This is a genomic window from Bacillus sp. NMCC4, from assembly GCF_002998555.1.
GTDB lineage: Bacteria > Bacillota > Bacilli > Bacillales > Bacillaceae > Bacillus.
In genome coordinates this window covers 504,836-528,270 of sequence record NZ_PVRA01000002.1, presented here as the reverse complement: position 1 = coordinate 528,270, position 23,435 = coordinate 504,836, and the positions used below count along the sequence as shown (strand labels likewise).

Genomic DNA, 23,435 nt, shown 5'->3' with positions numbered 1-23,435 from the left:
TATTAGTTGCTTGCCAATTTTTCACGAAGTACCATTTGAAGGATACCACCATGACGATAGTAGTCAATTTCGACTTCACTGTCAAAGCGAACAACCACTTCAAATGTTTTCTCATTGCCATCTGCATCAATTGCTTTCACAGTGACAAGATCACGTGGACGAACTGTTTCATCAACATGAACTTCAAATGTTTCTGTTCCTGTTAGTCCATAAGTTTCTGCACTTTCTCCGTCTTTAAACTGTAACGGAAGTACACCCATGAAGACAAGGTTACTTCTGTGGATACGCTCAAAGCTTTCAGCTAGAACGAATTTAATTCCAAGAAGGTTTGTTCCTTTTGCAGCCCAGTCACGCGAAGAACCCATTCCGTAGTCTTTACCTGCTAAGATCGCAAGACCTGTTCCATCTTCTTTATAACGCATGCATGCATCATAAATGGATGTCACTTCACCAGTTGGCCAATAAGTTGTATATCCGCCTTCTGTTCCTGGTGCGATTTGGTTCTTAATACGGATGTTTGCAAAAGTACCTCTCATCATGACATGGTGGTTACCACGGCGAGATCCGTATGAGTTAAAGTCTCTAGGCGATACGCCTCTTTCTTGCAAGTATTTACCCGCAGGTGTGTCTTTGCCAATCGCTCCAGCAGGAGAAATATGGTCAGTTGTCACAGAGTCACCGAACTTGGCAACGACGCGCAAGCCTTTAAGCGGTTCAACCTTACCAGGTTCAACTGATAGGTTTTCAAAGAATGGCGGGTTATCAATGTATGTGGAATTTTCATCCCATTTATACAGTGCATCATCTGTCGTTTTAATTTCATTCCAGCGGTCATTGTTGTCAAAAACAGTTTCATACTCTGAACGGAATAACTCAGGTGTGACAGTGCTTTTGACGACGCTGTTGATTTCGTCCATTGATGGCCAAATATCATCGAAATAAACGTTCTCACCATTTTTATCCACACCGATAGGGTCTTTTGTTAAATCAATATTCACCGTACCAGCAAGTGCATACGCCACAACTAATGGTGGAGATGCAAGGTAGTTTCCTTTCACAAGCGGATGGATACGCCCTTCAAAGTTACGGTTACCTGATAAAACAGAAGTGATCAGCAGATCATTTTCAGAGACAGCATCCTCGATTTCTTGCGCAAGCGGTCCTGAGTTTCCGATACATGTTGTACAGCCATACCCAACGATGTTAAATCCGAGGTCTCTTAAGTATGGAAGAAGTCCTGAGTTCACGAGGTATCCTGTCACAACCTTAGAACCTGGTGCTAGTGACGTTTTCACGTAGTTTGGCACCTTCATACCAAGCTCACTTGCTTTCTTCGCAACAAGACCTGCTCCGATTAAGACGTATGGATTCGATGTATTCGTACAGCTCGTAATCGCTGCAATCGCAATCGCACCTGTCTTCATCACAGCTTTTTCACCATTTGCAAGATCAAATTCAATTTGTTTATCCAGCTCCGATTTTTCTAAGCCAAAACCTTGGTTACCAGCTGGGCTTTCAATGTGCTGATGGAACGTCTCTTTCATTTCAGAAAGTGGAATCAAATCTTGTGGACGCTTTGGACCAGATAAGTTTGATTCAATTTGAGAAAGGTCAATTTCCACAACATCCGTAAAAATTGGCTCTTCTGCATCTGGCGTATAGAATAAGCCATTTGCGCGAGAATATTCTTCAACGATATTAATTTGCTCTTCATCACGTCCAGTAAGGCGAAGGTAAGCAAGAGCTTCCTCATCTACTGGGAAGAATCCGCAAGTAGCACCGTATTCAGGCGCCATATTCGCAATCGTTGCACGATCCGCTAACGGCAGTTGTGCAACTCCAGGTCCGAAAAATTCAACGAATTTGTTCACTACGCCTTTTTCACGCAGAACTTGTGTCACTTTTAATGCAAGGTCAGTTGCAGTCGTTCCGTTTGGAAGCTCTCCAACTAATTTAGCACCAATGACTTCTGGTACTGGGAAGTATGAAGGCTGACCGAGCATACCAGCTTCTGCTTCAATACCGCCAACGCCCCATCCAAGTACGCCGATACCGTTGATCATGGTTGTATGAGAGTCAGTACCAACCAATGTATCTGGGTAAGTGATGATCTCACCATCTTCTTCAATCGCATGAACAACACTTGCAAGGTACTCTAAGTTTACTTGGTGAACAATCCCTGTTGCAGGCGGAACAGCTTGATAGTTATTAAACGCTTTCTTTGCCCAGCTAAGGAAGTTATAACGCTCTGCGTTACGTTCGAATTCTAAATCCATGTTAATGTTTAAAGCATCTTCAGTTCCAGCTTTATCAACTTGTACTGAGTGGTCAATGACAAGGTCAACTGGAATTTCAGGGTTGATTTTATCCGGATCCCCGCCTACATCTGCCATTGCTTTTCTTAAAGAAGCAAGGTCAACGACGGCTGGTACACCCGTGAAGTCTTGTAAAATAACACGAGAAGGTTTAAATGGAACATCAATTTCTTTGACCTCGGCAGTTCCCCATTTTGCCAAGTTTTCAACGTGTTCCTTCTTGATCACTCTACCGTCTACTTGGCGAAGCACTGATTCTAAAAGTACCTTAATGGAATAAGGCAGCTTAGAAACATTTCCGATTCCTTGTTTCTCTAGTGCTTCTAACGAATAATAGTGATACGTTTTCCCATTTGTCGAAAACGTTTTTCTAGATTGAAAAGCGTCTTGTTTAGCGACTTGCTGCTGTTTCGACATGTCCAAAATCCCCCTTTTGATGATCAAGATCAATTTCAATTCTCAGAAAAATCGTCGTATTTCACCACAATTTTCTCACAATTTCATCTTAAAACAAATTCATACATAAGTAAATAACAATGCTTTTATTAAATTCAATAAGTTTAGCTTATCATCAGGAAATGATTACTCTTCATAAACCAAGCAGGGCGGGATCATACTACAATTGAGGTGATAGAACATGACAAAACGCAAAGCAAATCATGTGATTGACGGCATGAACGCAGCCAAAAGCCAAGGGAATGGTGCAGGTTATATTGAAGATGACCAACTCGTTTTAACAGAAGAACAAAGACAAAACAATAAAAAACGTAAAAAAAACCAATAAGAAAGGAGCAATCACCATGACGAATAAAAACACAGGAAAAGACATCCGTCAAAACTCACCTAAGGAGCATCAAGGCGGACAGCCTGAGCCATTATCAGGCAGTAAAAAAGTGAAAAACCGCAACCATACAAGACAAAAGCACAATTCTCATCACGATATGTAAATATTCTCCTCTCATCCCGTGGCAAAGCGGGATGTTTTAGGTCTTTCACACATTTCAGTTCTCAACATATCATTTATTATGAGATGTGATGGAGGAGTGTTTATGGAGAATGAAAAGCAATCGAATTCCTCTGATTTTCTAGAAATAGATGATTGGCTCAATGTTTTAATGGATGATCCATTTGCCTGGTATGATGAACACCTCCCAATTGACCTTTATGAAACAAGCCGTGATTATATTATTGAGATTGATGTATCCACCCTATCGATCACTGATGTAAAGCTGACCTTCGCTGGACATGAGCTGACTCTCGCTTACACGGTACAAAAGCCAAATGATGAAGGCGAACAGCCAATTGAAAAAAGTGTCATGCTCCCTTTTTATTTGAACGACAAAGATATTGAAACAGAATACGAAAACCGAATCATTTCGATAAGAATTAAAAAAAGTTCTGACCATCCAAGCGGGGCATTTTCCTTTCAAATCCCGCACTTCAAACATTAAGAGCCCACCTTCATTTGGTGGGCTCTATTCCGTTCGTGTCAAGTCAATACCTTTTGCGAACCACCATGGCCAAATAGTAGAGTCGCTATATGATAAGGTATTCTCTTTCTACTAGATGGTTTGGGTCTTTCTAGTAAATGGGCAGTTATTAATGAAAAAAGGCGTTCATAGAGATGAGAGACATACATTTTTGTTATTTTCTTCTATCATCTCTTCATGTAAAATAAGATAAGAGACGAGGGGTATAAGGAGTGAGAACATGTTAAGCGGCTGGTTTTTGTGGTTCATTTTATTTTGGGGTACGGTGATGATCGGATTACTCGCAATCGGTGGCTTTTTTATGTTTCGCAAATTTTTAAAACGATTGCCGAAGGAAGATGGGAAATCAGAGCTTGATTGGCAGGATGAATATATTCAAAAGAGCCTCCACCTATGGCGGGAAGAAGACAAAAAGCTTTTAAATGAACTCGTATTACCTGTTCCAGAGCTGTTTAGAGATGTAGCCAAAGAAAAAATTGCGGGAAAGATTGGCGAGCTGGCTTTAAAAGAACAAGCTGCCAGCATTAATTTAGATTTAATCATTCGCGGCTATATTATCGCTACCCCAAAGCGGGATCATAAGTTTTTACTGAAGCGCCTTCAAGAAAAAGACATCGATCACACGCCATATGAATCGTTATTAAAATAACCTCCTTTATCAAAAGGAGGTTTAATTCATTTGAACCTGCTGCGGATCTAATTGCTTAGACAGCTTTCTAAACGACAAATACATAGCAACGCGCCAAGGTACGATCATGCCAAAGGCAAGAATCCAAAACATCCCGCTTAGAGAACCATAATCAATAGAAGAACTCAGGATGGTCTTCATCCCGATACGAAGAACAAGAAGTCCAATGAGAATAAACACAAATGCTTTTGATCGCTTTAAATAAATGTCATTCCCTCTAATTTCAAACTTCGATGTTTTGATTAAAAAGATGGAGAAAAACATCCCCACTGTGATCGCCTCTAGAAATTCAGCCCCAGTTACTCGAAACATAGGAACAAAAAACATTAGTGCCCCAGTGCTCATGAAAATAGGAGGTAATATAATTTTTTTTGCGGTTGCAGGTTTTGCAGATGACTTAATGCGAATAAACATGACGGCTACCGCCATACATATCGCAATTATAGAAGAGATCAAGACCATCATATCAAATCATTCCTTTATTCTTTAAGGTCAGCCTATGTATAATATACTCCAATTGACGAAAAAAAACCATTCGCCGCGACTGTAGAAAACGATTTCAAAAGCCTGTAAATCCGCCGAACAATGAGGAGAACATGATGATAATCCATGTCAGAAGATCAAAGAACAGCAATATCCCTACCACAATCATAATGATCCCGCCAATTCTCATGATAAGCTGCTGGCGCTTTCTGATCCACGTCATTTTCGTGATGAAAAAGGATAGAACAAAAAACGGAACGGCAAATCCGAATACATACGCAATCATATATGTGACAGCCGACTCCGGATTGTTACCAGCAAGTGTGATAACAGCAGATAAAATAGGTCCTGTACAAGGTGTCCATCCAGCGGCAAAGCCCATTCCGATGAGAATTGACCCAAAAAAACCAGCAGGACGATTTTTGAACTGCATTCTCTTTTCCCCCATAAGGAAAGAAGGCTGGAAGACACCAAGAATCATAAAACCAAAGAAAATAATGAGAATGGCTCCAACCTGGCGAATTGCTTGATGGTAATCATAAAAAAACTTCCCAACATACGATGTCCCAAAGCCAATCGCAATAAATATAATAGAGAATCCAACTAAAAAGAATAAGGTATGAAGCAGACTTCTTCTTCTCAGCATCACCTTCTCAGATTTCACTTCATCTATACTAACGCCCGTAATATACGATAAAAAGGCTGGATAAAGCGGCAGACAGCATGGTGAGATAAAAGAAAGAAACCCTGCTCCAAAAGCTAAAAAGTAATTCAAATCTGTCAAAAGAACACCCCCTTCTTACAATATACAATAAGAGATGACAAAATCATTTCATTTTTTTTACATCCTCTCAATAAAGATGGTCTATTCTCTTAAAACCTTATATAATTTAATTTGACATCAAGATAACGAATCCTTTAAATTTGAAAATAAACCTTAAAATGGATATAATAAAATCGATTCTTTTTATCAAGATTTGCATGAAAGGAACATGACTTTGGTAAAAACATCATTATTAACTCAAATCGAAGAAAAAAGAGAAGAGCTGATGAAAGTTGTCTTGCATAATGGGATGACATCAACAGTGACCATCGAACATAGCCAGCAGCTAGATCATCTTCTCTTACAATATCAACGACACTTACACTCAAACTCAGCCAACTAATCATATCTCATGATATCTATCATGCTGCACGATTTTTAGAACAGTTGATATGTGACCATAAACGAAACAAAAACCTCTGATTACAGGGGTTTTTTGTTTTTAACAGGAGGCTGACGCAAAAATAAAAACCACCTTCCCTGCTTCATTCATGCAAGTACAGTGGTTTTAAAGCGTCTGATGAAGGTGAATTCAATAAAGATAGGACAACGCTTGTCCATTCTTTATAACCATGTTCCATCTATGATCATAATATCGTACGTATTATTTCGCTTGGTTGTTCATGGCTTTCATCATTTGATTGATTTTCTTCTGGGACGGTTTCATGCCCATTTGCATCATCATCATTCGAAGCATTTGTTCATTAATTGGTGGATTCTTTTTCAAGTAGCTCATCATATACTTACGAGCAATAAAGAATCCGAGTGCAACTCCTGCAAGCAGTGCAACAACGCCTACAAGGATGACAACCCATAAATCCATAATTCTTCCTCCTTCATGTTGTCTCGTATAAAGTGTACTAAACAAAAGGCTATTATACAACATTTCACGTTCAATTTTATTTTTTTAAACAAAATTCCTCACTTTTACCGGATTGAGCCACCCATGCTTCTTTGAACCAAAGTCCATCGCAAGAAAGCAAGGACTAATTTTTCTCAGCACTTCAAAAAACACCGCTTCTGCCTCGTAACTGCCGGTGGCAGACATTTGGATATAACGGTCTTTTATAATAAATGCAGCCGTTCCTTTTCCATCAGGTAAGGAAGCGCTGTATATCGAGCCAATTTGTGTATAGTGAATGTTCGTTAAGTTGTTCATTAATCGCTGGTGCATATGAAAAGCAGGGATTCGTTTCGTCACGTAATCCACTTGTTTCACAAGCATCACCAATTCATCTTCCGTGCGGTTCGTCCAGTGTAACGACTCAAACAAATGAAACAAAATCGATTCTCTGCCAAAATAATGATGTGCAAATTCATCCTCAATCCAATAAATATAATAATGGCGTTCCATGTCTATCCCTTCCTTTCACATTTCGTCAATCTCGTATATTGCTTGTATTATACAAAAATGCGAAAGAAAGAATTGTCTATATATGAAGCAAGAAGAAACTAGTTTTGTCAAAAAAACAAGAAAAAAGAAAAAAGTTTGCAGAGCGGATGAAAATGCTCTGCAAACAGATGGAAAAAAGCATGATGCTTGGAGACTGGTTATTTGTTCAGCTTTGCTTTCACACGGCTGACCACATTGCTGACAGTAAATCCGTATTTCTCAATAATGGTTTCACCTGGTGCAGAAGCGCCAAATTTATCAATGGCAATCACGTCACCATCAAGACCAGTGTAACGCTCCCAGCCAAGTGAAGCTCCCATTTCAATCGCAATACGAGCCCGCACTGCTGTAGGAAGGACTGATTCTTTGTATTCATCTGACTGCTGATCGAAACGATCCCATGCAGGAAGACTGACAACAGACGCGCGGATCCCTTCTTTTTCAAGTGCTTTTTGCGCTTCAATCGCTAAACCGACTTCAGATCCAGAAGCGAGTAGAAGTGCTTCGGGCTGTGCATCAGCAGCTTCAACGACGACGTATCCACCTTTTTCTACTCCCTCATACGCCTTCTCTGGTGCTTGGTCAATCGTTGGAAGGTTTTGACGAGTCAGAACTAGTGCTGTCGGTTTATCCGTTGAAGATACCGCAAGTTTCCACGCTGCAGCTGTTTCGTTTCCATCCGCTGGGCGAATAACAGAAAGATTAGGCATCGCACGTAATGAAGCAAGCTGTTCAACCGGCTCATGTGTCGGACCATCTTCACCAACAGCGATACTGTCATGAGTAAAAACATATGTGACTGGAAGTCCCATTAAGGCAGCAAGACGAATAGCTGGTCTTAAGTAATCTGAGAAAACAAAGAACGTTCCGCCGAATACACGAAGGCCGCCGTGAAGTGCCATACCGTTTAACGCGGCACCCATTGCAAATTCTCTGACACCGAACCAAATATTCTTGCCGGCATAATTATCTTTACCAAAATCGTCTGTGTTTTTAATCGTTGTTTTGTTTGAACCTGCAAGGTCAGCAGACCCACCAATAAAGAAAGGTACTTGCTTCGCAATGCCATTTAATACTTCGCCTGAAGAAGCGCGGGAGGCAAGACTTGAACCTGCTTCATAAACAGGAACCTCTTGATCCCAATTCTCAGGAAGCTTTCCTTCAATCGCAAGCTTCAGTTGAGCTGCAAGCTCAGGGTATTCTTTTTCATATTGTTCAAATAGTTCATTCCAAGCTGCTTCTTTTTTCTGACCAGCGTCTTTTACAGCTTCTTTGAAATGATCGTACACTTCAGAAGGTACATGGAAATCTTCTTCAAACGTCCAAGAGTAAGCTTCCTTCGTCAGCTTGGCTTCATCGCTGCCAAGCGGTGCACCATGCACACCAGACGTTCCTGCACGGTTAGGCGATCCGAAACCAATCGTTGTTTTCACTTCAATCAGTGTAGGTCTGTCTGTGCTTTGTTTAGCCTTTTCGATAGCAGCCGTCACTTCTTCAATGTTGTTGCCGTCTTTCACATAGAGAACTTCCCAGTTCATCGCTTCAAAACGATTCTTCACATTTTCAGAGAATGAACGATCTAGGTCGCCATCTAATGAAATATCATTTGAATCATAAAGAACAATTAAACGGCCTAAGCCTAAATGACCAGCAAGTGAAGCAGCTTCAGAGGAAATTCCCTCCATTAAGTCCCCATCTCCGCAAATGCTGTATGTATAGTGATCTACAACATCAAAGTTGTCTTTGTTATACGTTTCCGCAAGATGTCTTTCTGCAAGTGCCATACCAACTGCCATGGCAATCCCCTGCCCTAAAGGACCTGTTGTGGCATCTACGCCCTCTGTGTGTCCAAATTCAGGATGTCCAGGTGTTTTGCTACCCCATTGGCGGAATTGTTTTAGATCATCGATGCTCAGGTTGTATCCGCTTAAATGGAGCATGCTATATAGAAGCATAGAACCATGCCCCGCAGATAAAACAAAACGGTCTCTGTTAAACCAATTAGGGTTTTGCGGACTTACGTTTAAGTGATTCGTCCATAAAGCGTATGCCATTGGTGCAGCACCCATTGGCATTCCAGGGTGACCGGAATTCGCTTTTTCAATTGCGTCTATGGAGAGAGTACGTATTGTTGCAATAGATTTCAATTCAATCGTTTCCATATAAATCCCCTTCCGTATCTTGTGTACACCATTATCATAAATCTACTGTCCTTTTTTCACAACTATTTCACGCTGAAAAAGAGTGATTTTGTCACATTTAGTTTATCGATCACCTAAAAAGTTATGCAAATATGAAAAAAGATGAGAATATACTTCCCATCTTTTCAAAATTTAAGAAATCACAGACTTAGTGAAGGTTTTGATCTCTTTCTCTTTTTAATTTTTCTGGTGTGACATCGTTTCCTTCAGGATCAACGATTTTCACGGTTTTAAGTGTATTTTTCATAGAAGAACGAAAAGCTTTTAAATACTCTTCTCTCAATAGCTTTTGTTCTGTTTTTTCAGCGTCTGATAAACCGGTCTCTTTCGACTTTTTTGAAAGCTCATTGATTCTTGCAAGCTGCTTTTTAGAAATCATGACAAACTCCTTTAAAACATTTTCTCTACATACTACTAAATATCAATCATTTTGACAACAAATCAAGCTTTAGGTGGTCAGACCTTTTTCATATTCTTGATACCTTCTATGGACCGTTGCTTTTGAAATGTCAAAACCTAGTGCCTGAAGAGTTGCTGCAATTTCTGCGAATGTCATGTTGTTTTTTCTTAATCGAACAATTTCTGAAATCGGCACTTCAATACGCTCACGGCCAGGCGCATGATCCTGCTGTTTTAAATTCAGTTCGGGCTGATACCCGCGCTCAACAGCTCTTCTCATTCCCCGCTTGATTTTCAGGTTATGAATTTTTCGTTGATACTCTTCAACTACTCCTACGATCTCAATAACCATTTCATCTGCTTCTGAAAGCTCAAGCTCGCCTCTATGAAACGTACTGTACACCTTTACGTTCTCTTTAAAAAGACAATGAAGAAGCGCAATTTTTGCTTGTCCTCTTCCGAGACGCGTTTCATCCTGGATAAGAACGGCATCAATTGACTCTTCTTTTAGTGTAGCTAGCATATCAAACACACCATCACGATCTAGATCATATCCGCTTGCTTTTTCTTTGATGACTTTCACCACATTCATCTTGTGCATAGCAGCTAAAGCCAGCAGTTCTTCTTCTTGTCTCTTCAGCGAGGTTTCCTGCTCTTCTTTGACAGTGCTTACTCTCGCATAGATGATTGCATTCATGACTTCAATCGACCTTTCTATTGTACTGTTGCAAGTTGATATACGACTGGATGCTCTTTTTTGACTGGTATGACAAGAATGTCACCAGGCTGGATTTCCGTTGAAGCAAGATCATTGTGCTGAGTGACCCAGTCAATAAACGCATTTTTGTCGATTGATTTGCTGTCGTTTACTTGATCAGCTAACCCCCAAAGAGTATCACCTGATTGAACCTCTATTTTAACATACTGATTTGGATCATTATGGCTTGTGACTGCAATAAGTGAGAGAAATATGCCAACGATGAATGAGAATACCCCAATAAAAATAATAGATTCTTTTAACCTCATAATGTCATCTCTCCTAACAGAATATGTGTTCGCTCTTTCTGTCACTCATTATAAATACGAACAAACGTTTCTGTCAAACGTTTTTTTCGAACCTATGTTTGTACTGTTAGGAAAAACATGCTATAATTTCTTTAAAATTGACGTTTTGAGGTGCAAAAGATGACGAAGCTATCAAAAAGACAACTCGATATCCTGACATTCATCAAAGAAGAAGTAAAAAGTAAGGGCTATCCCCCATCCGTTCGTGAAATTGGAGAAGCTGTCGGTCTAGCATCCAGTTCAACGGTTCATGGACATTTAGCTAGACTAGAAACAAAGGGCTTAATTAGAAGAGACCCGACAAAACCTAGAGCGATCGAAGTACTAGATGAAGAGGAAATGAATATTCCTAAGAGTGCTGTAATGAACGTACCAGTCATCGGAAAAGTAACAGCAGGCCTGCCTATTACGGCTGTTGAGAATGTAGAAGAATACTTCCCTCTTCCAGAGACTTTTGCAGCACCAGATGAACAAGTATTTATGCTTGAAATTATGGGAGAAAGTATGATTGATGCAGGAATTTTGGACAAGGACTATGTCATTGTGCGTCAGCAAAGCACCGCTAACAATGGAGATATTGTCGTCGCCATGACAGAGGAAGATGAAGCGACAGTGAAACGTTTCTATAAAGAAGATACACACTTTAGATTACAGCCAGAGAACCCATCTATGGAACCGATTATTTTACAGAATGTAAGTATACTAGGTAAAGTGATTGGCGTATTTAGAAATATTCACTAAAAAAAGCCGGTATTTCATCAGCTGCTGATGAGAACCGGCTTTTTCTTTTATGAACAAGAATATGCTAGAATACGCGAGCTTGGGAAGGAACCAAATGTAAAGTTTGGCCAAATAAAGCCAGTTGTTCTCCCGAAAGGCTGTGAGGATAGGACATACATTAAAAACACTTGACCGTTTCTCATGAACACAATCGTCCATCTTCTATTACATCCCGCTGCAAATTGAACAGATTGCTGGCCTCCACCTGTTTGCCCTGAAATAAGTGACTGCATGCTTTGAGGCTGTGATAATGCTTGCTGATACTGCGAAATGATATGCTGCGGCGGAGCTGGCGGAGCTGATCCGCTTGATCCGGGTCCAGTGCCTCCTCCTCCGATTGGAAACCCTGGAAATCCTCCAACTTGAGGAATAGGGAGTGATGGCCATCCTTGCATCTGCCTGTCATATGAGTACCCATTCCACATACCTTCATACGGATAATACATATTCAACACCACTTTCTTAGACATTCATCACGATAGTATATGTCATAAATGAAAAAGCGTGTTGAACGTCCAAACAAAAATTTTTCCAAAAAACGTTTTGTTCTTCTTTAGAACGGTTAAATAGTAGATATAAAGAAAAAATAAAAAAATGAAAACTTTTTGTCTCCCTCAAACGTTATATATATAGAAAGAAAAGAAATAAAAAACATTTAGATTTAATACTTGTAATATCACTGTAATTGTTGTAACATTTGTAACATAAGAAGTTTTCATTGAGAAAAGGAGGCAATCGCCTTGAAAAAATTATTCGTTTTATTAACTGCTATTATGCTTATGATCTCATTACAATCTACAACATTGGCCGCTTCTAAAAAACCAGCCGCTTTGACAAATAAAGAAGCGTTACATATTGCCCTTGACGCACGAGAACACTTTTGGAGTGCGATGTCAGGCTACAAAATTAATGAACATTCCGATTACAAATTAAAATCATTTAGCTATAAAGACATGACATACAACTATCTTTCTAAAACATTTGATACAAAGAAAAAACTAAACAGCTACCTATCTCAAGTTTTCACAAAAGATGCCATCAATCAAGGTTTAAAAGACTACCAGTTCATTGTTCATAAAGGAAAAATGGCTGTTCCAGTCGGTGACGGAGACAACATGCTTAATTGGGATAAAGCCACACCTAAACTTGTCTCTAAAAAACAAACGGTCCGCACATATGAATTCACCGTCCCAACACTTGATGGACGCAAAGTAAAACGAACTGTTACGTACGAAAAAGTACAAAAAGATTGGAAAGTCACAAAAATTGACGCTGTCATCTAAATAAGAAACCAGGCCATTCAATCGGCCTGGTTTTTATATTGGAGAAAATTCAGTCATGCGATCCAGCGCGTGAGCAAGTGATGATGCCGTGCGAAATTCATTAAAAGGAAGCCCAAGCTGCACGGCTGTTTGGGCAATTTCTGGTCTGATTCCTGAAATGGTCGTCTCTACTCCAATTAACCGAAGTGATGTGACAAGATCAAAGATTTGATGAGCCACCATTGTATCAATAATGACAACGCCCGATAAATCAATACATAAATGCTGTACACCTTTTTGTGAGCACTGTTTAAGCGTATTTTCTAAAATCATCTTTGCTCTCGCTGTATCAATGTCACCTACTAACGGCAATAACGCAATATGATTTTTTAAAACAATGACAGGTGAGCTCAGCTCGTCAATCATGTCACTTTGTGCCACGAGCTTCCTCGTTGTATTTTTCACATATTGCTGGATGAACACATGAATTGAAATATTAAACGCCTCTGAAATTAAATCATACCAATAAAAGATGCGGTCAATATCAATTTCATCTTGACGCTGTTTAATAAATTCTTTTAAGTAATGAAGGACCACTCTTTGATTGGACATGTATTCTCTCACAACATAATCTAATGGTGTATTTAAATGCTTCGGGTCACTGGCTAAATCTTCAGACCACTTTTTAAACTCAGTATGTAAATATGTCTTGTCTTCAATAAGAGCACGTATAAAATACTGGTAATAATCTTGATTTTGCCGTTTCAGCTCTGCTATGATGCTGGAATCTGTTGAACGATATATTGATTCTGGATCATTATCCTCAATTGATTCATACCAAGTTTCAGTCAGTTTCTCTGCATGTTGCATGAAAAAATCGTATAATGCACGGTTCTTATCCATAAGCATATGTCCCTTCACATTTTCTTCTTGTCAGTCTTTGTACCTTATAGATCCATTGTACCACTGAATCTTTTGTCCCTGCTAGCTCCAATACGCTCTGATCATCAACAAAAAAGGCACCTACTCACAGGTGCCTCTCTTCCAGTTTTATTTCACAATAAATAAAATTCTTTTCCCATCAGGATAACTGCTAATCTGGTGTCCAACCCATGAGCCTGCTCCCCTATTATCAGATGGGCTGACATATTGAACACTCGCACCTTTTCCTCCCTCAAGACAAACCGCCATCGGCCACTCATCCCGGTCAAAGCCAGGTTTAGTCGGAATTCCTTTTAATGATTCTTGCCTGCGGGCATCTGCTCCATTTCGGTCTATCGTACACACATCTGAATGCCCTTTTCGAATGGCTTCTTGAATATGGCTGCCTGTTTCAGGGTACCGTTCCTTTGGAAATTGAATGACATGATCATATCGATCCGCACCTTTTGCCGCATGTTTCTCCCCAAATCCACCTAACAACGTGCCCATCCATATCACAAAGCATAGGGCGACACCAGTGATCCAGCCTCTTCTCATTTTCAAAAGTGTGAGACCTCCTCATTTTTCTCAAGCAGAATCTTGACTTAAAGGAAATGTGTCATTTTAATGTATGAGCGGTTCACGAATGACATGTGAAAAAAATGATGAGGCTGAGAACTCAATGAATCTCTCAAGCGTAGACAGTAGAAACCAGTGATTCTATCCATATAAAAAAGCTTGTCCCCTATGAAGGAAACAAGCTTTGTGCTCTAGCTTTTATTGCGCTTTTGCATAGTTGATAAATTCAACAAAGGCAGCTGTCGCTTTTGGACCGCCATTAATCGTTCCGTTTGAATACCCTGCGTTATGAACCCCAACGATTTGCTGATTTTGATCTAGCATCGCTGAACCTGAATTTCCGCTAAATGTATCAATCGTATAGTATGCGAGATTTGTATCTTCTCTTGTCACAGAACCTGACATCTCCCACTGCGACACCTTGCCAGTCGATCTCATTTTATCACCTGGATATCCAGAAATTTTAATCGTTGTCCCCGTTAAGTTTGTCACCTGACGGATAGAGCGGTAACCGACCGTATTGCCAATGTTCGTATCTGTTTTGATCACGGCAAAATCATATTGGCTCGCGCCTGTATTGATATATCCGCTTGGTACATAGAACTCCGTCATGTTTGCTGAGCCATTCACCGCAGTACTATCGTTCATGCCTGGATACACCGATCCTTTTGCACTATAACTTCTCGATGCTGTATTGTACACGCAGTGCCCGTTTGTCAAAATTTTGTTAGGGGCAATGAGTGTCCCCGTGCAGCTTGAGCCGCCAAATGTAATATAAGCAATTGAATTATATGGTGCCACTCTTGTGTTTGTTACTTTTGTTCTACCATCGTCTCCAATGACGACTTTTGTTTGAAAGTCTTTTAAATATTTTGATAGTGGTTTTACTTTTTCGCCAACAGTAGAAGAAAGATCATCCACTTTGTCAAAGGATGAGGGGGATTTCGTATCATTGTGGAAATCACTTGAAGAGATCACCTTTCCATCAGAAGTCACCATGTCATAATCAGACGTTAGTACTGAATCCGATGTGGCATGGGCAAAACTAGGCTCACTTAAAGCACCAAAAACGAGTAGAGAAGGGAGTAACATTTTCACCTTTTTCATCATATTCCTCCTTTATGTCCTATATCAAAAATCATACGATTGTTTCATATTGGAGTAAATGAGAGAATATTCTTATTTTTTACAAAATATTTCATTTTTAAATTAGGTGTTTTGTATCTTTCCAACCTTCATTCTATTGATCTCTCTCTGAAATAGAAAAAACCGCCTAATTGGCGGTCTTCCTAATTTTTCAGCTCCACACATCTTTTACATATCTATTGTCATTTGCAAGGGTTGTCAGCCAATTTTCAGCTGTTTCCTTCGAGCAATGTTTCTCGTTTTGATAGAGGTCGATAAGCGTAGCCTCTACGTCTGGTGCCATAATTTTTCCGTCCCCGCACACGTAAAGATACCCACCTTGGTCAAGTAACTTGATCAGCATGTCGCCGTCTTCTTTCAACAAATGCTGGACATATACTTTTTGCTCTTTGTGACGAGAATAAGCCCGGTGGATGTGAACAACTCCTTTTTGCGCTGCAAGCTGCATTTCCTCAAAATACAGATCATCTTCAAGAGGGTGACGGCAGCCAAAATACAGGTGAGCTTCGCCTAGTGGTTTTCCTTCCTTCTGCCACACTTCTCTTGCCTGAACAAACCCTCTAAATGGAGCGATTCCTGTACCCGGTCCGATCATGATCATCGGTACTTCAGATGAAGGTGGCAGCTGGAATCCTGCCTGCGCTTCGTGGAGGAAGCAGGCGACTTCTTCTCCTGCCTGCAGACCGCATAAATAGTTTGATGCGACTCCGGCATATTCTCCGCGGCCGCTCCACGCTTTACCTTTCACAACCGCCACTGTGATACTGACTCTTTTTTCTTCGACCTTTGGTGAGCTAGAAATTGAGTAATAGCGCGGCTTCAAACCTGGTAAAAGTGCTAAAAAGTGCACAAACGGCAGCTCACACGCTTCATATTGATCTAATAAGTCCAGCATGGTTACTCGTTTCTTTAAAACGGCTTCTTGATATGCTTCACCAGCCATTTGCTCAAGCTCCACGCGGTGAGGCGGACAAACTGTATATGCTGCGAGCTCTCTTAGCTGCGTACGTGTTGCAGGCTCTTGAAGCTCAACATGTGACGCAAGTAATTCTCTCATTTGAATCGGCTGATCTAAAGGTAAATGACTTGCTTCTTTCTGAGAAGAAAGCTTGATGTGCTGCTTAGGATCAAGATTGAAGCGATTGATCACCCGCTGCACGAGTGCATCACTATTTTTCGGAACAATTCCGATATGATCCCCTTCTTTGTATTGTTTCCCTTCAGGCAATTGCAGTTCAATATGTCTTGTTTGCCGCTCACTTTTTTCAGATTGTAATTCCTCATTTTTCAGTACAACAGCTGAAAAAGCACCATACGTTTTCGCCACAGGACGTTCTACTAGCTCATTTGTATAAACAACTGATAATTTTGGATTTTCCTTACCTTTCTCTTGGAAGGTGAGCTTAAATTCTTTTGCAAGCTGCTTGAAGACCGTTTTCTGGAATGTTTCTTTATCCTCATCCATATCTCCGCCTGCATCGCCTTCTCCTAAATCAGCTACACGCTTTGCACTTTTTCTTTCAAGTGCTTCATCAATGAGACGCGGAATACGCTGGTACGTACTCGCCCAATTTCGATCTCCGCATCCAAAAACAGCAAATGTCACGTTTGATAAATCCTGCTCTTCATCCTGCGTGACCCAATCCACAAATTTTTTCGCATGGTCAGGCGGATGTCCATTGTATGAAGCGGTCACGATTAAGACTGCACCTTTATCTGGTAATTGGCGTGTATAGTCATCAAGCGGAGCAGTGGTCACGTCAAACCCTTTTGCTTTCCCGTCTTCAGCAAATTCGTTTGCGATTTGCTGCGCCGTGCCAAGATTTGATCCATATAGAACAAGCAGTGGTGTACCGTGACTGGCCACTTTTGACTCATCAGATTTTGTGCTTTTTTTCGCCTCTTCTTTCGGTGGTGCCATAAAGAGTTTCTGCTTCCGTGGCCGCACTTTGATTTTAAAATCGTTTGGCTTAATCGTCAGAGATTCTTTTAAATCAAGTTCATATGATGTGTGATCAATCAATTCCAGATTATGCAGAACCATCGCTAGCACCATTGTGGCTTCATGAAGGGCGAATTGCATGCCGATACATGCACGCTGCCCATTCCCAAAAGGCTTGTAGGCATGCTGCGGGATCTTTTCAGGGTGCAGAAACCGCTCTGGTTTAAATTCTTCCGCATCCTCTCCCCATACCGCTTGATCACGATGTAACTTAGGGAGCAGCACGGAGACACTTTGATTCTTTTCAATCGAATATTTCCCTCCGATGACGGTGTCCTCTTTCGCATAAAGAGAGAACGTAGGCGCTGTTGGCCATAGGCGAAGTGATTCATTTAAAACCATACGAGTGTAATTTAGTTTTTGTACCTGCTTAAATGTTGGCAGTCCGCCTTGCAGCACATCATCTGCTTCTTGGACGGCTTTCTTTAATTTTTCTGGATTCTTTAATAAGAAATAAATCGCAAAGGATAGCAGCCCGCTTGTTGTTTCGTGCCCAGCTATTAAGAAGGTAATGATTTGATAGCGGATATTTTCATCTGACAGGCGCTCTCCTGTTTCAGGATCCTTTGCATGCAGCATGAGGGACAGTAAATCATCGCCCGTTTTATCTTGTTTTTTTCGTTCTTGAATAATGTCATCTACTAATTGCTTCATAAAATCGACATTTTGGTCAAATTTTTTTCTTCTTTTGATCATTAGCTTATCTGCAACCGGCAACCGGCTCGCCTGATCCATCGCTTCGTTTAAACCATTCAGCATACTTTCGATGAATGGATGCTGATTTTCTTTATAAAAGCTGTTAAATCGAAAATCAAAACCGCAAAGTCCGATCGTATCTAAAGTAAGCTTTGTCATATCCTCTGCTACTTCAATTTCTTCATCACGGCCTGTTCTTTGCCATTTTTGTACAAGCTGTGTGGCAATATCGAGCATCATCTCATGATAGCCCTTCATGGCCTGCTGGCTAAACGCCGGCATCAAGATGTGGTGAGCCTTTCTCCAGTTCGGTTCTTCTGTCCAGCTCGTAAATAACCCATCTCCTGCAAATGCTCTTACTTTATTGAGACTGCTCCCAATGTATTTATCAAAACGGCTCTCATCACATATTTCTTGGACAAGTTCATGGCTGGAAACAAAAATACTTGTTGCTTTTGAAAATTCAAACTGAAAGATCGGTCCTAATTCATCTGCAAGACGCCAAAAGGTTTGAGAAAGCTCCCCCTTTTTGATATGGGGAATATTTTTAAAAGGTCCGTATGTTTTTGGTTTTGGAATGATTGATGTTTGTTGCATGTGCCCACTCCCTTTATATCATTAAGAAGCAACGCTAATGGCGCGCCATAAACATTGCTCAATGTCCTCTAGAAATTCAATCGTTGGCTCTATTTCTTCTGCAAGAATTTGTTTATGCAGCTGTACAAAGGCACCAAATACAATCGATAAAATGGTTCTACCTGAGAGATTTGGATGAATCCCATCCTTTTTCCCTTCTTCAAAGATAAGGAATAGCTCATGTAACAAAAGCTGCATTTTCTCTTTGCTCGTCTCGTCTAAGTAATGGGATCGTTTATCAATTTCTAAGAAATATAGCCCGCTTGGATTCTCCTTTGTAAATAAAACCAAGCAATAAAATACATGCTTAAAGTACGCCCGAATACTTGCCTTTGGATCTGGACTGTTTGTGTTCATTTTTTCGATAAATGCAGAAAGGCTGCGCTGGTACAAAATATTAACGAGGGCCTCTTTACTGTCGAAATAACGGTAAATGGTTCCTGCTCCGACGTTTGCTCTTTTTGATATCATCGGCATCGTGGTCCCATCAAAGCCCCGTTCAATAAATAAATCTAGTGAAGCCTTCATAATCTGTTCTTGTTTATCAGTCACTGCTGGCACTTCATCCCCTCCTCATTTCAGGAATGAATGTTCATTCCGCATGCGGTATATTATATTAATATTTTAATTTCTTCTATATATACTTAAACACACTTATTTTTCTCCGTCATCACATTTTCTGAAAATAATAATAATTGAGAAATGATGCCTAGTCAGACAGCATCCAAAGGACTTAGAAATCTTGGCAGATATGTGTCATGCGGGTGACCTCTGCACTACACGTTCATTCTTGATCAATCGGAGACTGAATATGGCCGTCATATGTATCAATATGTTTGCTTTCCAAGAAGACGTGCTCCACCAAATAAAATCGCAAAAGCAAACATCGTTCGAAGAATCACTTCAATATGATCAGGCATATATGGGTCTACCTTTCAATTGCATCAAAAAAAGCCTTTTCCTTAGAAAAGACTCATGTTTAGACTATGCATTTATTTCATCATTATTCAATTGGGCAGCATCGCTTTGCTCAAATTGTGTTCGCAGCTCAATAATTGAGCTATTCCTGACATCATTGGCATCTTGCTCAAGAAGCCACGTATAAAATCTAGCTTGCTCCGCTGTTTGCAATGCCTGCATATATTTTTGTGTGGAACGTTTCTCGGCGACACGCTGCTTAATAGCACGCATCTGCTTCCAGAATTGATAATAAGGAAGCTTGAGCTTGGTCATAAAGCCTCTGTCATCCTCAATGACATATCCCTCTTCTTTAATAGAGTCGTCATGAGATACTGCCTGATACCATTTATAAAAAGACGTCCAATTATGGAACACAGCCACTTCCTGCTTGCAGGACATTCCAAGCTGTTCGCTTAACCTTTTCACTTCAGTGAATGGTGCTTTTTCATAGCTTAGCTGACGCTTCACAATATCAAGCAAAATGAGTTGATCTTGATCATATGTGATAATATGTGGGTCTTTCTCTGGTAAAATGACTTCAAACACAAGAGATACATTGTTGTCACGTACGTATGATTTGATGTAGTCGACCTGCACATCGTCAAAGGTTGCATAAAATAGCTCTTCGACCCAGGAAGCATGCGGATTTTGCTTCACATGTGATGTATACGATTTGGACGTAAACACCAATTCATTTTCCATTTCGTTATACCCAACCGTTCCTAAATATCCATTTGCTTTATCATAGACGGTAACAGGGAATTGAAGATGGTTCACTAGATGATGCATTTTTGTCTCCGGACGCTCGTCAATATTAAAAAATTTGTTGTAGCTTCTTGAAACAATCTGCTTTGACACCATATTGACAAACAAACCTCTTGCCTTCAAATTCACATCATCCCACTGCCGTTCACTAAAAGCTTTTTTCGTAAAATTAAAAGATGAAATATGGTGCGGAAGCTTTAATTCCTGTACATATTCATGCTGATCTAAGTGAGCTAAAAAGTCATCCAGTGAGATATCTGGTTGAAGAGCAGCCGATGGTTTTTTCTCAGAAGCTCTATAGACTGGGTTGTCAATTTCATGAGTCTCAATCCCGTCAGCTGTGATTTTCAAGACCCTCAGCTGCCCCCCGAATTCAACCTGGCCTTCTAGATTATAAGATCTTTCCGATGCTTGAATAGGCAGCCTGTATAAATTACGATGCCCGTGAATTTGAATGACATCTAATCCAGCGGTGTTTTGAACAAACAAGTGGTCAATGTCATCTGAATATTCACCTACACCGTGAATGAGCTGCTGTGTTGAGACATGCAGAAGCTCTTCTGGCATATGAGCAAGCCCCCCGTGGGTAACAAGAAATGTCTTGCCATGGTACGTAAAATAAGTAAGCTGATGAAATGTTCTGACAAACTTCCGTACTTCTTTTAAATCAAAGTCTGCTGCTTCGATTTCAGGTGCAGTATGCCGGTTAAACATATTGCTTCTTACTTTTTCACCATGTGCAAACCGGTATAAATGCTGATCATGATTGCCCTCAATCACGATGACATTCCGGCATTCTCTATGTGCGAGCATCCATTCTAATACTTCCTTGTTTTCTATTCCTCTATCAAGCAAATCACCTGCAAAGATATAAAGTTCGTTTTCTTTAATATCTCCTTGTAAATAGGTGGTCAGAGCGGTATGACAGCCGTGAATATCTCCAAAGACATGAATGGCCTCATATTGATCGAAGGATCGAGGCTGATAGGTCATCACTTGCGGATATTCCTCAGGCTGCAAAACAGTCACCCACGATGGGACCTTTTCTGTTTTTAACCGCTCGTTCATTTGATATAAAACAGACTCCCGCACAACTTTGTGAGGTTCCCGTGAGCGATTTTGCAGAAGGGCTGTTTCAAGCGGCACCTGCGTGAAATCGACGACATACACCCTGTAACGATACGTAGTAGCTAACGACTTATATTGAGAAATCGACTTGCTTGTGACATGTGTCGCATCAATCACAGTAAAATCTCCACGTTCCATTCGGGCTGTGAGTAAATCAAATAATAAAGACCACACTTTATGATCATGCTTGCTCGTAATTTCCGGTTTCCCATTGACAGATAACTGCGGCGGCTGGGTCAAAAGACGGATCTGATCAGCTGATAAAGTATATGGCTCTAAGCCTTGCTCTTTGATCCAAGTTGATTTACCTACGCCTGGGAGACCTCGTAAAAGGACTAAAGTTCTCATATTGGTTCTCCTTTAATGAGTGATATTTTACCTATTATAGATAAATTATGGATAAATCTCAATCTTTTATTGATTATGGTAATATATAGATAGAAAGGGAGGTTTTACGTATGTCTAATGGAGAGAATATGGCATTCAATCTTGGAGATTTTTTATTTCAAGTGTTCTCTCTTCTATTCATTGCTGTTATCGTGACTATGATTGTCACCTCTTTTCGAATGATCAGAAGAAGACGAATGGAATTGAAGAAGGTTGAGGAAAGATTGAACAAAGTGATTGAAAAAAATGATTTAAAAGAGTAAAAAATCCGGGATTTAACCGGATTTTTTTGGTTTCATCACAATTCCTTGACGCTGCTGCATCAAAAAGAAAAAGACGCCTAAAAGGACAAGAAGACCGCCACACATTTGAAGCAGTGTAATCTTCTCTCCAAGCAGCCACACAGCAAGAATCGTGGCCCCAACAGGTTCGCCAAGTATACTCATTGAAATCGTTGTGGCATTGACATAGGTTAAAAGCCAATTATTAATGACATGAGACATGGTGGGAATGATGGCAAGCAATAAAAAAATCCCCCACTCTTTACCCGGATAGCCTGTAAAAGGAGTTTGCTGCATTAGGTTGAATAGAATTAAAAAAAGACCAGCAAAACCAAACACACAAAAACTATAAATCCAATGAGATATTTTCCTTACAGCCTGTTGACCTATTAATAAATAACAAACAACCGCGATCACACTTAAAAAGGATAAAATGTCTCCTAGGATGGCTTCCTGGCTATGACCTATGTCTCCCCATCCAATCATGAGTGCACCAGCAATCGCTGCACACATCGTCAAGAGTACGGGCAGCGTGGTTCGTTCACGGAAAATGAGAAAGCCGCCTAATAAGGAGACCATCGGCTGAAGGGCGATAATAATAGTAGAGCTTGCCACAGTCGTCAGCTTCAGTGAGCCAAACCACAACACAAAATGGAGTCCTAAAAAGAAGCCTGACATACATAAGAAAAACCAGTCTCTGCGCTTTATTGAAAGAAATTCTTTTTTACGTGGCAGGATAAACGGCAGCATAAAAGCCGCGGCAAAGATCATTCGATACATGCTTAAAATAGCAGCAGGTGCATTTGACCATTTCACAATGATAGCAGAAAACGAAATGGCAATAATTGAAATCACAAGCGGTAGTGCAATTGATTTCTTTTGAGCAGTTGACTTCATTTCCATAAGCAGCTTCCTTTACATCAGCAGTAGATGAGAAGTTCATCTTGTATGTCGTCATCTTACTATGTCCAATCCGCTAGAGGCAAGATGATTTTAAAACTTGTGTGAGCTTTTTTGCATGAAAAAAAGGCTTTC

Annotated in this window: 25 protein-coding genes; 8 read left to right on the top strand and 17 right to left on the bottom strand. The window is 40.3% G+C overall.

What is annotated here, in order from left to right:
* Positions 1-2 precede the first annotated feature (2 nt).
* On the bottom strand, positions 3-2,732 hold the full coding sequence (gene acnA, locus C6Y02_RS06935) for an aconitate hydratase AcnA (protein ID WP_106030941.1): 2,730 nt from the start codon (positions 2,730-2,732) through the stop codon (positions 3-5).
* 220 nt (positions 2,733-2,952) lie between these two features.
* Here acnA and sspO point away from each other — a divergent pair, with 220 nt between their 5' ends.
* The 4 genes from sspO (at position 2,953) to C6Y02_RS06915 (ending at position 4,454) form a co-directional block, all read left to right on the top strand.
* Positions 2,953-3,099, top strand: coding sequence for a small acid-soluble spore protein SspO (sspO, locus tag C6Y02_RS06930; protein ID WP_034660777.1), 147 nt, complete (start codon positions 2,953-2,955; stop codon positions 3,097-3,099).
* Positions 3,100-3,115: 16 nt separating this feature from the next.
* Positions 3,116-3,262 (top strand): small acid-soluble spore protein P, encoded by a 147-nt coding sequence (locus tag C6Y02_RS06925; RefSeq protein ID WP_003211331.1) that lies wholly within the window; start codon positions 3,116-3,118, stop codon positions 3,260-3,262.
* 102 nt (positions 3,263-3,364) lie between these two features.
* The gene (locus C6Y02_RS06920; protein WP_034660776.1) at positions 3,365-3,766 is read left to right on the top strand and encodes an Hsp20/alpha crystallin family protein; all 402 of its coding nucleotides are present in this window, start codon (positions 3,365-3,367) and stop codon (positions 3,764-3,766) included.
* Positions 3,767-4,025: 259 nt separating this feature from the next.
* On the top strand, positions 4,026-4,454 hold the full coding sequence (locus C6Y02_RS06915; protein ID WP_034660775.1) for a DUF2621 domain-containing protein: 429 nt from the start codon (positions 4,026-4,028) through the stop codon (positions 4,452-4,454).
* Between the two features lie 21 nt (positions 4,455-4,475).
* On the opposite strand, the gene C6Y02_RS06910 is transcribed toward C6Y02_RS06915, so the two are convergent.
* Together C6Y02_RS06910 and C6Y02_RS06905 are read right to left on the bottom strand one after the other, a co-directional pair.
* On the bottom strand, positions 4,476-4,958 hold the full coding sequence (locus C6Y02_RS06910) for a CcdC family protein (RefSeq protein ID WP_034660774.1): 483 nt from the start codon (positions 4,956-4,958) through the stop codon (positions 4,476-4,478).
* A 94-nt stretch (positions 4,959-5,052) separates the two neighbouring features.
* Entirely contained in the window at positions 5,053-5,760 is a 708-nt protein-coding gene (locus tag C6Y02_RS06905; protein WP_034660773.1) for a cytochrome c biogenesis CcdA family protein, read from the bottom strand.
* 208 nt (positions 5,761-5,968) lie between these two features.
* Here C6Y02_RS06905 and C6Y02_RS06900 point away from each other — a divergent pair, with 208 nt between their 5' ends.
* Positions 5,969-6,142, top strand: a complete 174-nt coding sequence (locus C6Y02_RS06900) for an aspartyl-phosphate phosphatase Spo0E family protein (protein WP_369810454.1) — start codon at positions 5,969-5,971, stop codon at positions 6,140-6,142.
* Positions 6,143-6,403: 261 nt separating this feature from the next.
* Here the strand turns inward: C6Y02_RS06900 and C6Y02_RS06895 are convergent, their stop codons facing one another.
* The 6 genes from C6Y02_RS06895 to yneA all read right to left on the bottom strand — a co-directional run bounded on the left by C6Y02_RS06895 (position 6,404) and on the right by yneA (position 10,818).
* Positions 6,404-6,622 carry a YneF family protein gene (locus C6Y02_RS06895; RefSeq protein ID WP_003212379.1) on the bottom strand — a complete coding sequence of 73 codons (219 nt, stop codon included), beginning with the start codon at positions 6,620-6,622 and terminating at the stop codon, positions 6,404-6,406.
* 84 nt (positions 6,623-6,706) lie between these two features.
* The gene (gene sirA, locus C6Y02_RS06890) at positions 6,707-7,153 is read right to left on the bottom strand and encodes a sporulation inhibitor of replication protein SirA (protein WP_012010100.1); all 447 of its coding nucleotides are present in this window, start codon (positions 7,151-7,153) and stop codon (positions 6,707-6,709) included.
* 197 nt (positions 7,154-7,350) lie between these two features.
* The gene (tkt, locus tag C6Y02_RS06885) at positions 7,351-9,354 is read right to left on the bottom strand and encodes a transketolase (RefSeq protein ID WP_060596422.1); all 2,004 of its coding nucleotides are present in this window, start codon (positions 9,352-9,354) and stop codon (positions 7,351-7,353) included.
* A 187-nt stretch (positions 9,355-9,541) separates the two neighbouring features.
* Complete coding sequence (locus tag C6Y02_RS06880) at positions 9,542-9,772, bottom strand: DUF896 domain-containing protein (protein WP_034660771.1); 231 nt, start codon at positions 9,770-9,772, stop codon at positions 9,542-9,544.
* 69 nt (positions 9,773-9,841) lie between these two features.
* Positions 9,842-10,489 carry a YneB family resolvase-like protein gene (locus C6Y02_RS06875; protein WP_003211322.1) on the bottom strand — a complete coding sequence of 216 codons (648 nt, stop codon included), beginning with the start codon at positions 10,487-10,489 and terminating at the stop codon, positions 9,842-9,844.
* Positions 10,490-10,506: 17 nt separating this feature from the next.
* On the bottom strand, positions 10,507-10,818 hold the full coding sequence (gene yneA, locus C6Y02_RS06870) for a cell division suppressor protein YneA (RefSeq protein WP_003211955.1): 312 nt from the start codon (positions 10,816-10,818) through the stop codon (positions 10,507-10,509).
* 159 nt (positions 10,819-10,977) lie between these two features.
* On the opposite strand from yneA, the gene lexA reads away from it, so the two are divergent.
* A complete protein-coding gene (lexA, locus tag C6Y02_RS06865; protein WP_003212311.1) occupies positions 10,978-11,598 on the top strand; it encodes a transcriptional repressor LexA in 621 nt (206 codons plus the stop codon).
* 47 nt (positions 11,599-11,645) lie between these two features.
* Here lexA and C6Y02_RS06860 read toward each other — a convergent pair whose 3' ends face one another.
* A complete protein-coding gene (locus C6Y02_RS06860; RefSeq protein WP_034660769.1) occupies positions 11,646-12,083 on the bottom strand; it encodes a hypothetical protein in 438 nt (145 codons plus the stop codon).
* 294 nt (positions 12,084-12,377) lie between these two features.
* Here C6Y02_RS06860 and C6Y02_RS06855 point away from each other — a divergent pair, with 294 nt between their 5' ends.
* Entirely contained in the window at positions 12,378-12,920 is a 543-nt protein-coding gene (locus C6Y02_RS06855) for an IseA DL-endopeptidase inhibitor family protein (RefSeq protein WP_034660768.1), read from the top strand.
* Between the two features lie 33 nt (positions 12,921-12,953).
* Here C6Y02_RS06855 and C6Y02_RS06850 read toward each other — a convergent pair whose 3' ends face one another.
* From C6Y02_RS06850 to C6Y02_RS06820, 6 genes are all read right to left on the bottom strand, one after another.
* Complete coding sequence (locus C6Y02_RS06850) at positions 12,954-13,802, bottom strand: STAS domain-containing protein (protein ID WP_106030940.1); 849 nt, start codon at positions 13,800-13,802, stop codon at positions 12,954-12,956.
* Positions 13,803-13,949: 147 nt separating this feature from the next.
* Positions 13,950-14,330, bottom strand: a complete 381-nt coding sequence (locus C6Y02_RS06845) for a NucA/NucB deoxyribonuclease domain-containing protein (RefSeq protein WP_060596689.1) — start codon at positions 14,328-14,330, stop codon at positions 13,950-13,952.
* Positions 14,331-14,597: 267 nt separating this feature from the next.
* Complete coding sequence (locus tag C6Y02_RS06840) at positions 14,598-15,506, bottom strand: trypsin-like serine peptidase (RefSeq protein WP_106030939.1); 909 nt, start codon at positions 15,504-15,506, stop codon at positions 14,598-14,600.
* Positions 15,507-15,696: 190 nt separating this feature from the next.
* Entirely contained in the window at positions 15,697-18,840 is a 3,144-nt protein-coding gene (locus C6Y02_RS06835; RefSeq protein WP_106030938.1) for a bifunctional cytochrome P450/NADPH--P450 reductase, read from the bottom strand.
* Positions 18,841-18,861: 21 nt separating this feature from the next.
* Positions 18,862-19,407: a TetR/AcrR family transcriptional regulator gene (locus C6Y02_RS06830; protein ID WP_249114887.1), complete on the bottom strand. Its 546-nt coding sequence runs from the start codon at positions 19,405-19,407 to the stop codon at positions 18,862-18,864.
* A gap of 456 nt (positions 19,408-19,863) precedes the next feature.
* The gene (locus tag C6Y02_RS06820; protein WP_106030937.1) at positions 19,864-22,080 is read right to left on the bottom strand and encodes an RNA ligase; all 2,217 of its coding nucleotides are present in this window, start codon (positions 22,078-22,080) and stop codon (positions 19,864-19,866) included.
* Positions 22,081-22,190: 110 nt separating this feature from the next.
* On the opposite strand from C6Y02_RS06820, the gene C6Y02_RS06815 reads away from it, so the two are divergent.
* Positions 22,191-22,382 (top strand): hypothetical protein, encoded by a 192-nt coding sequence (locus C6Y02_RS06815; protein WP_060596417.1) that lies wholly within the window; start codon positions 22,191-22,193, stop codon positions 22,380-22,382.
* 12 nt (positions 22,383-22,394) lie between these two features.
* Here C6Y02_RS06815 and C6Y02_RS06810 read toward each other — a convergent pair whose 3' ends face one another.
* Positions 22,395-23,303, bottom strand: a complete 909-nt coding sequence (locus C6Y02_RS06810) for a DMT family transporter (protein WP_106030936.1) — start codon at positions 23,301-23,303, stop codon at positions 22,395-22,397.
* Between the last annotated feature and the right edge of the window lie 132 nt (positions 23,304-23,435).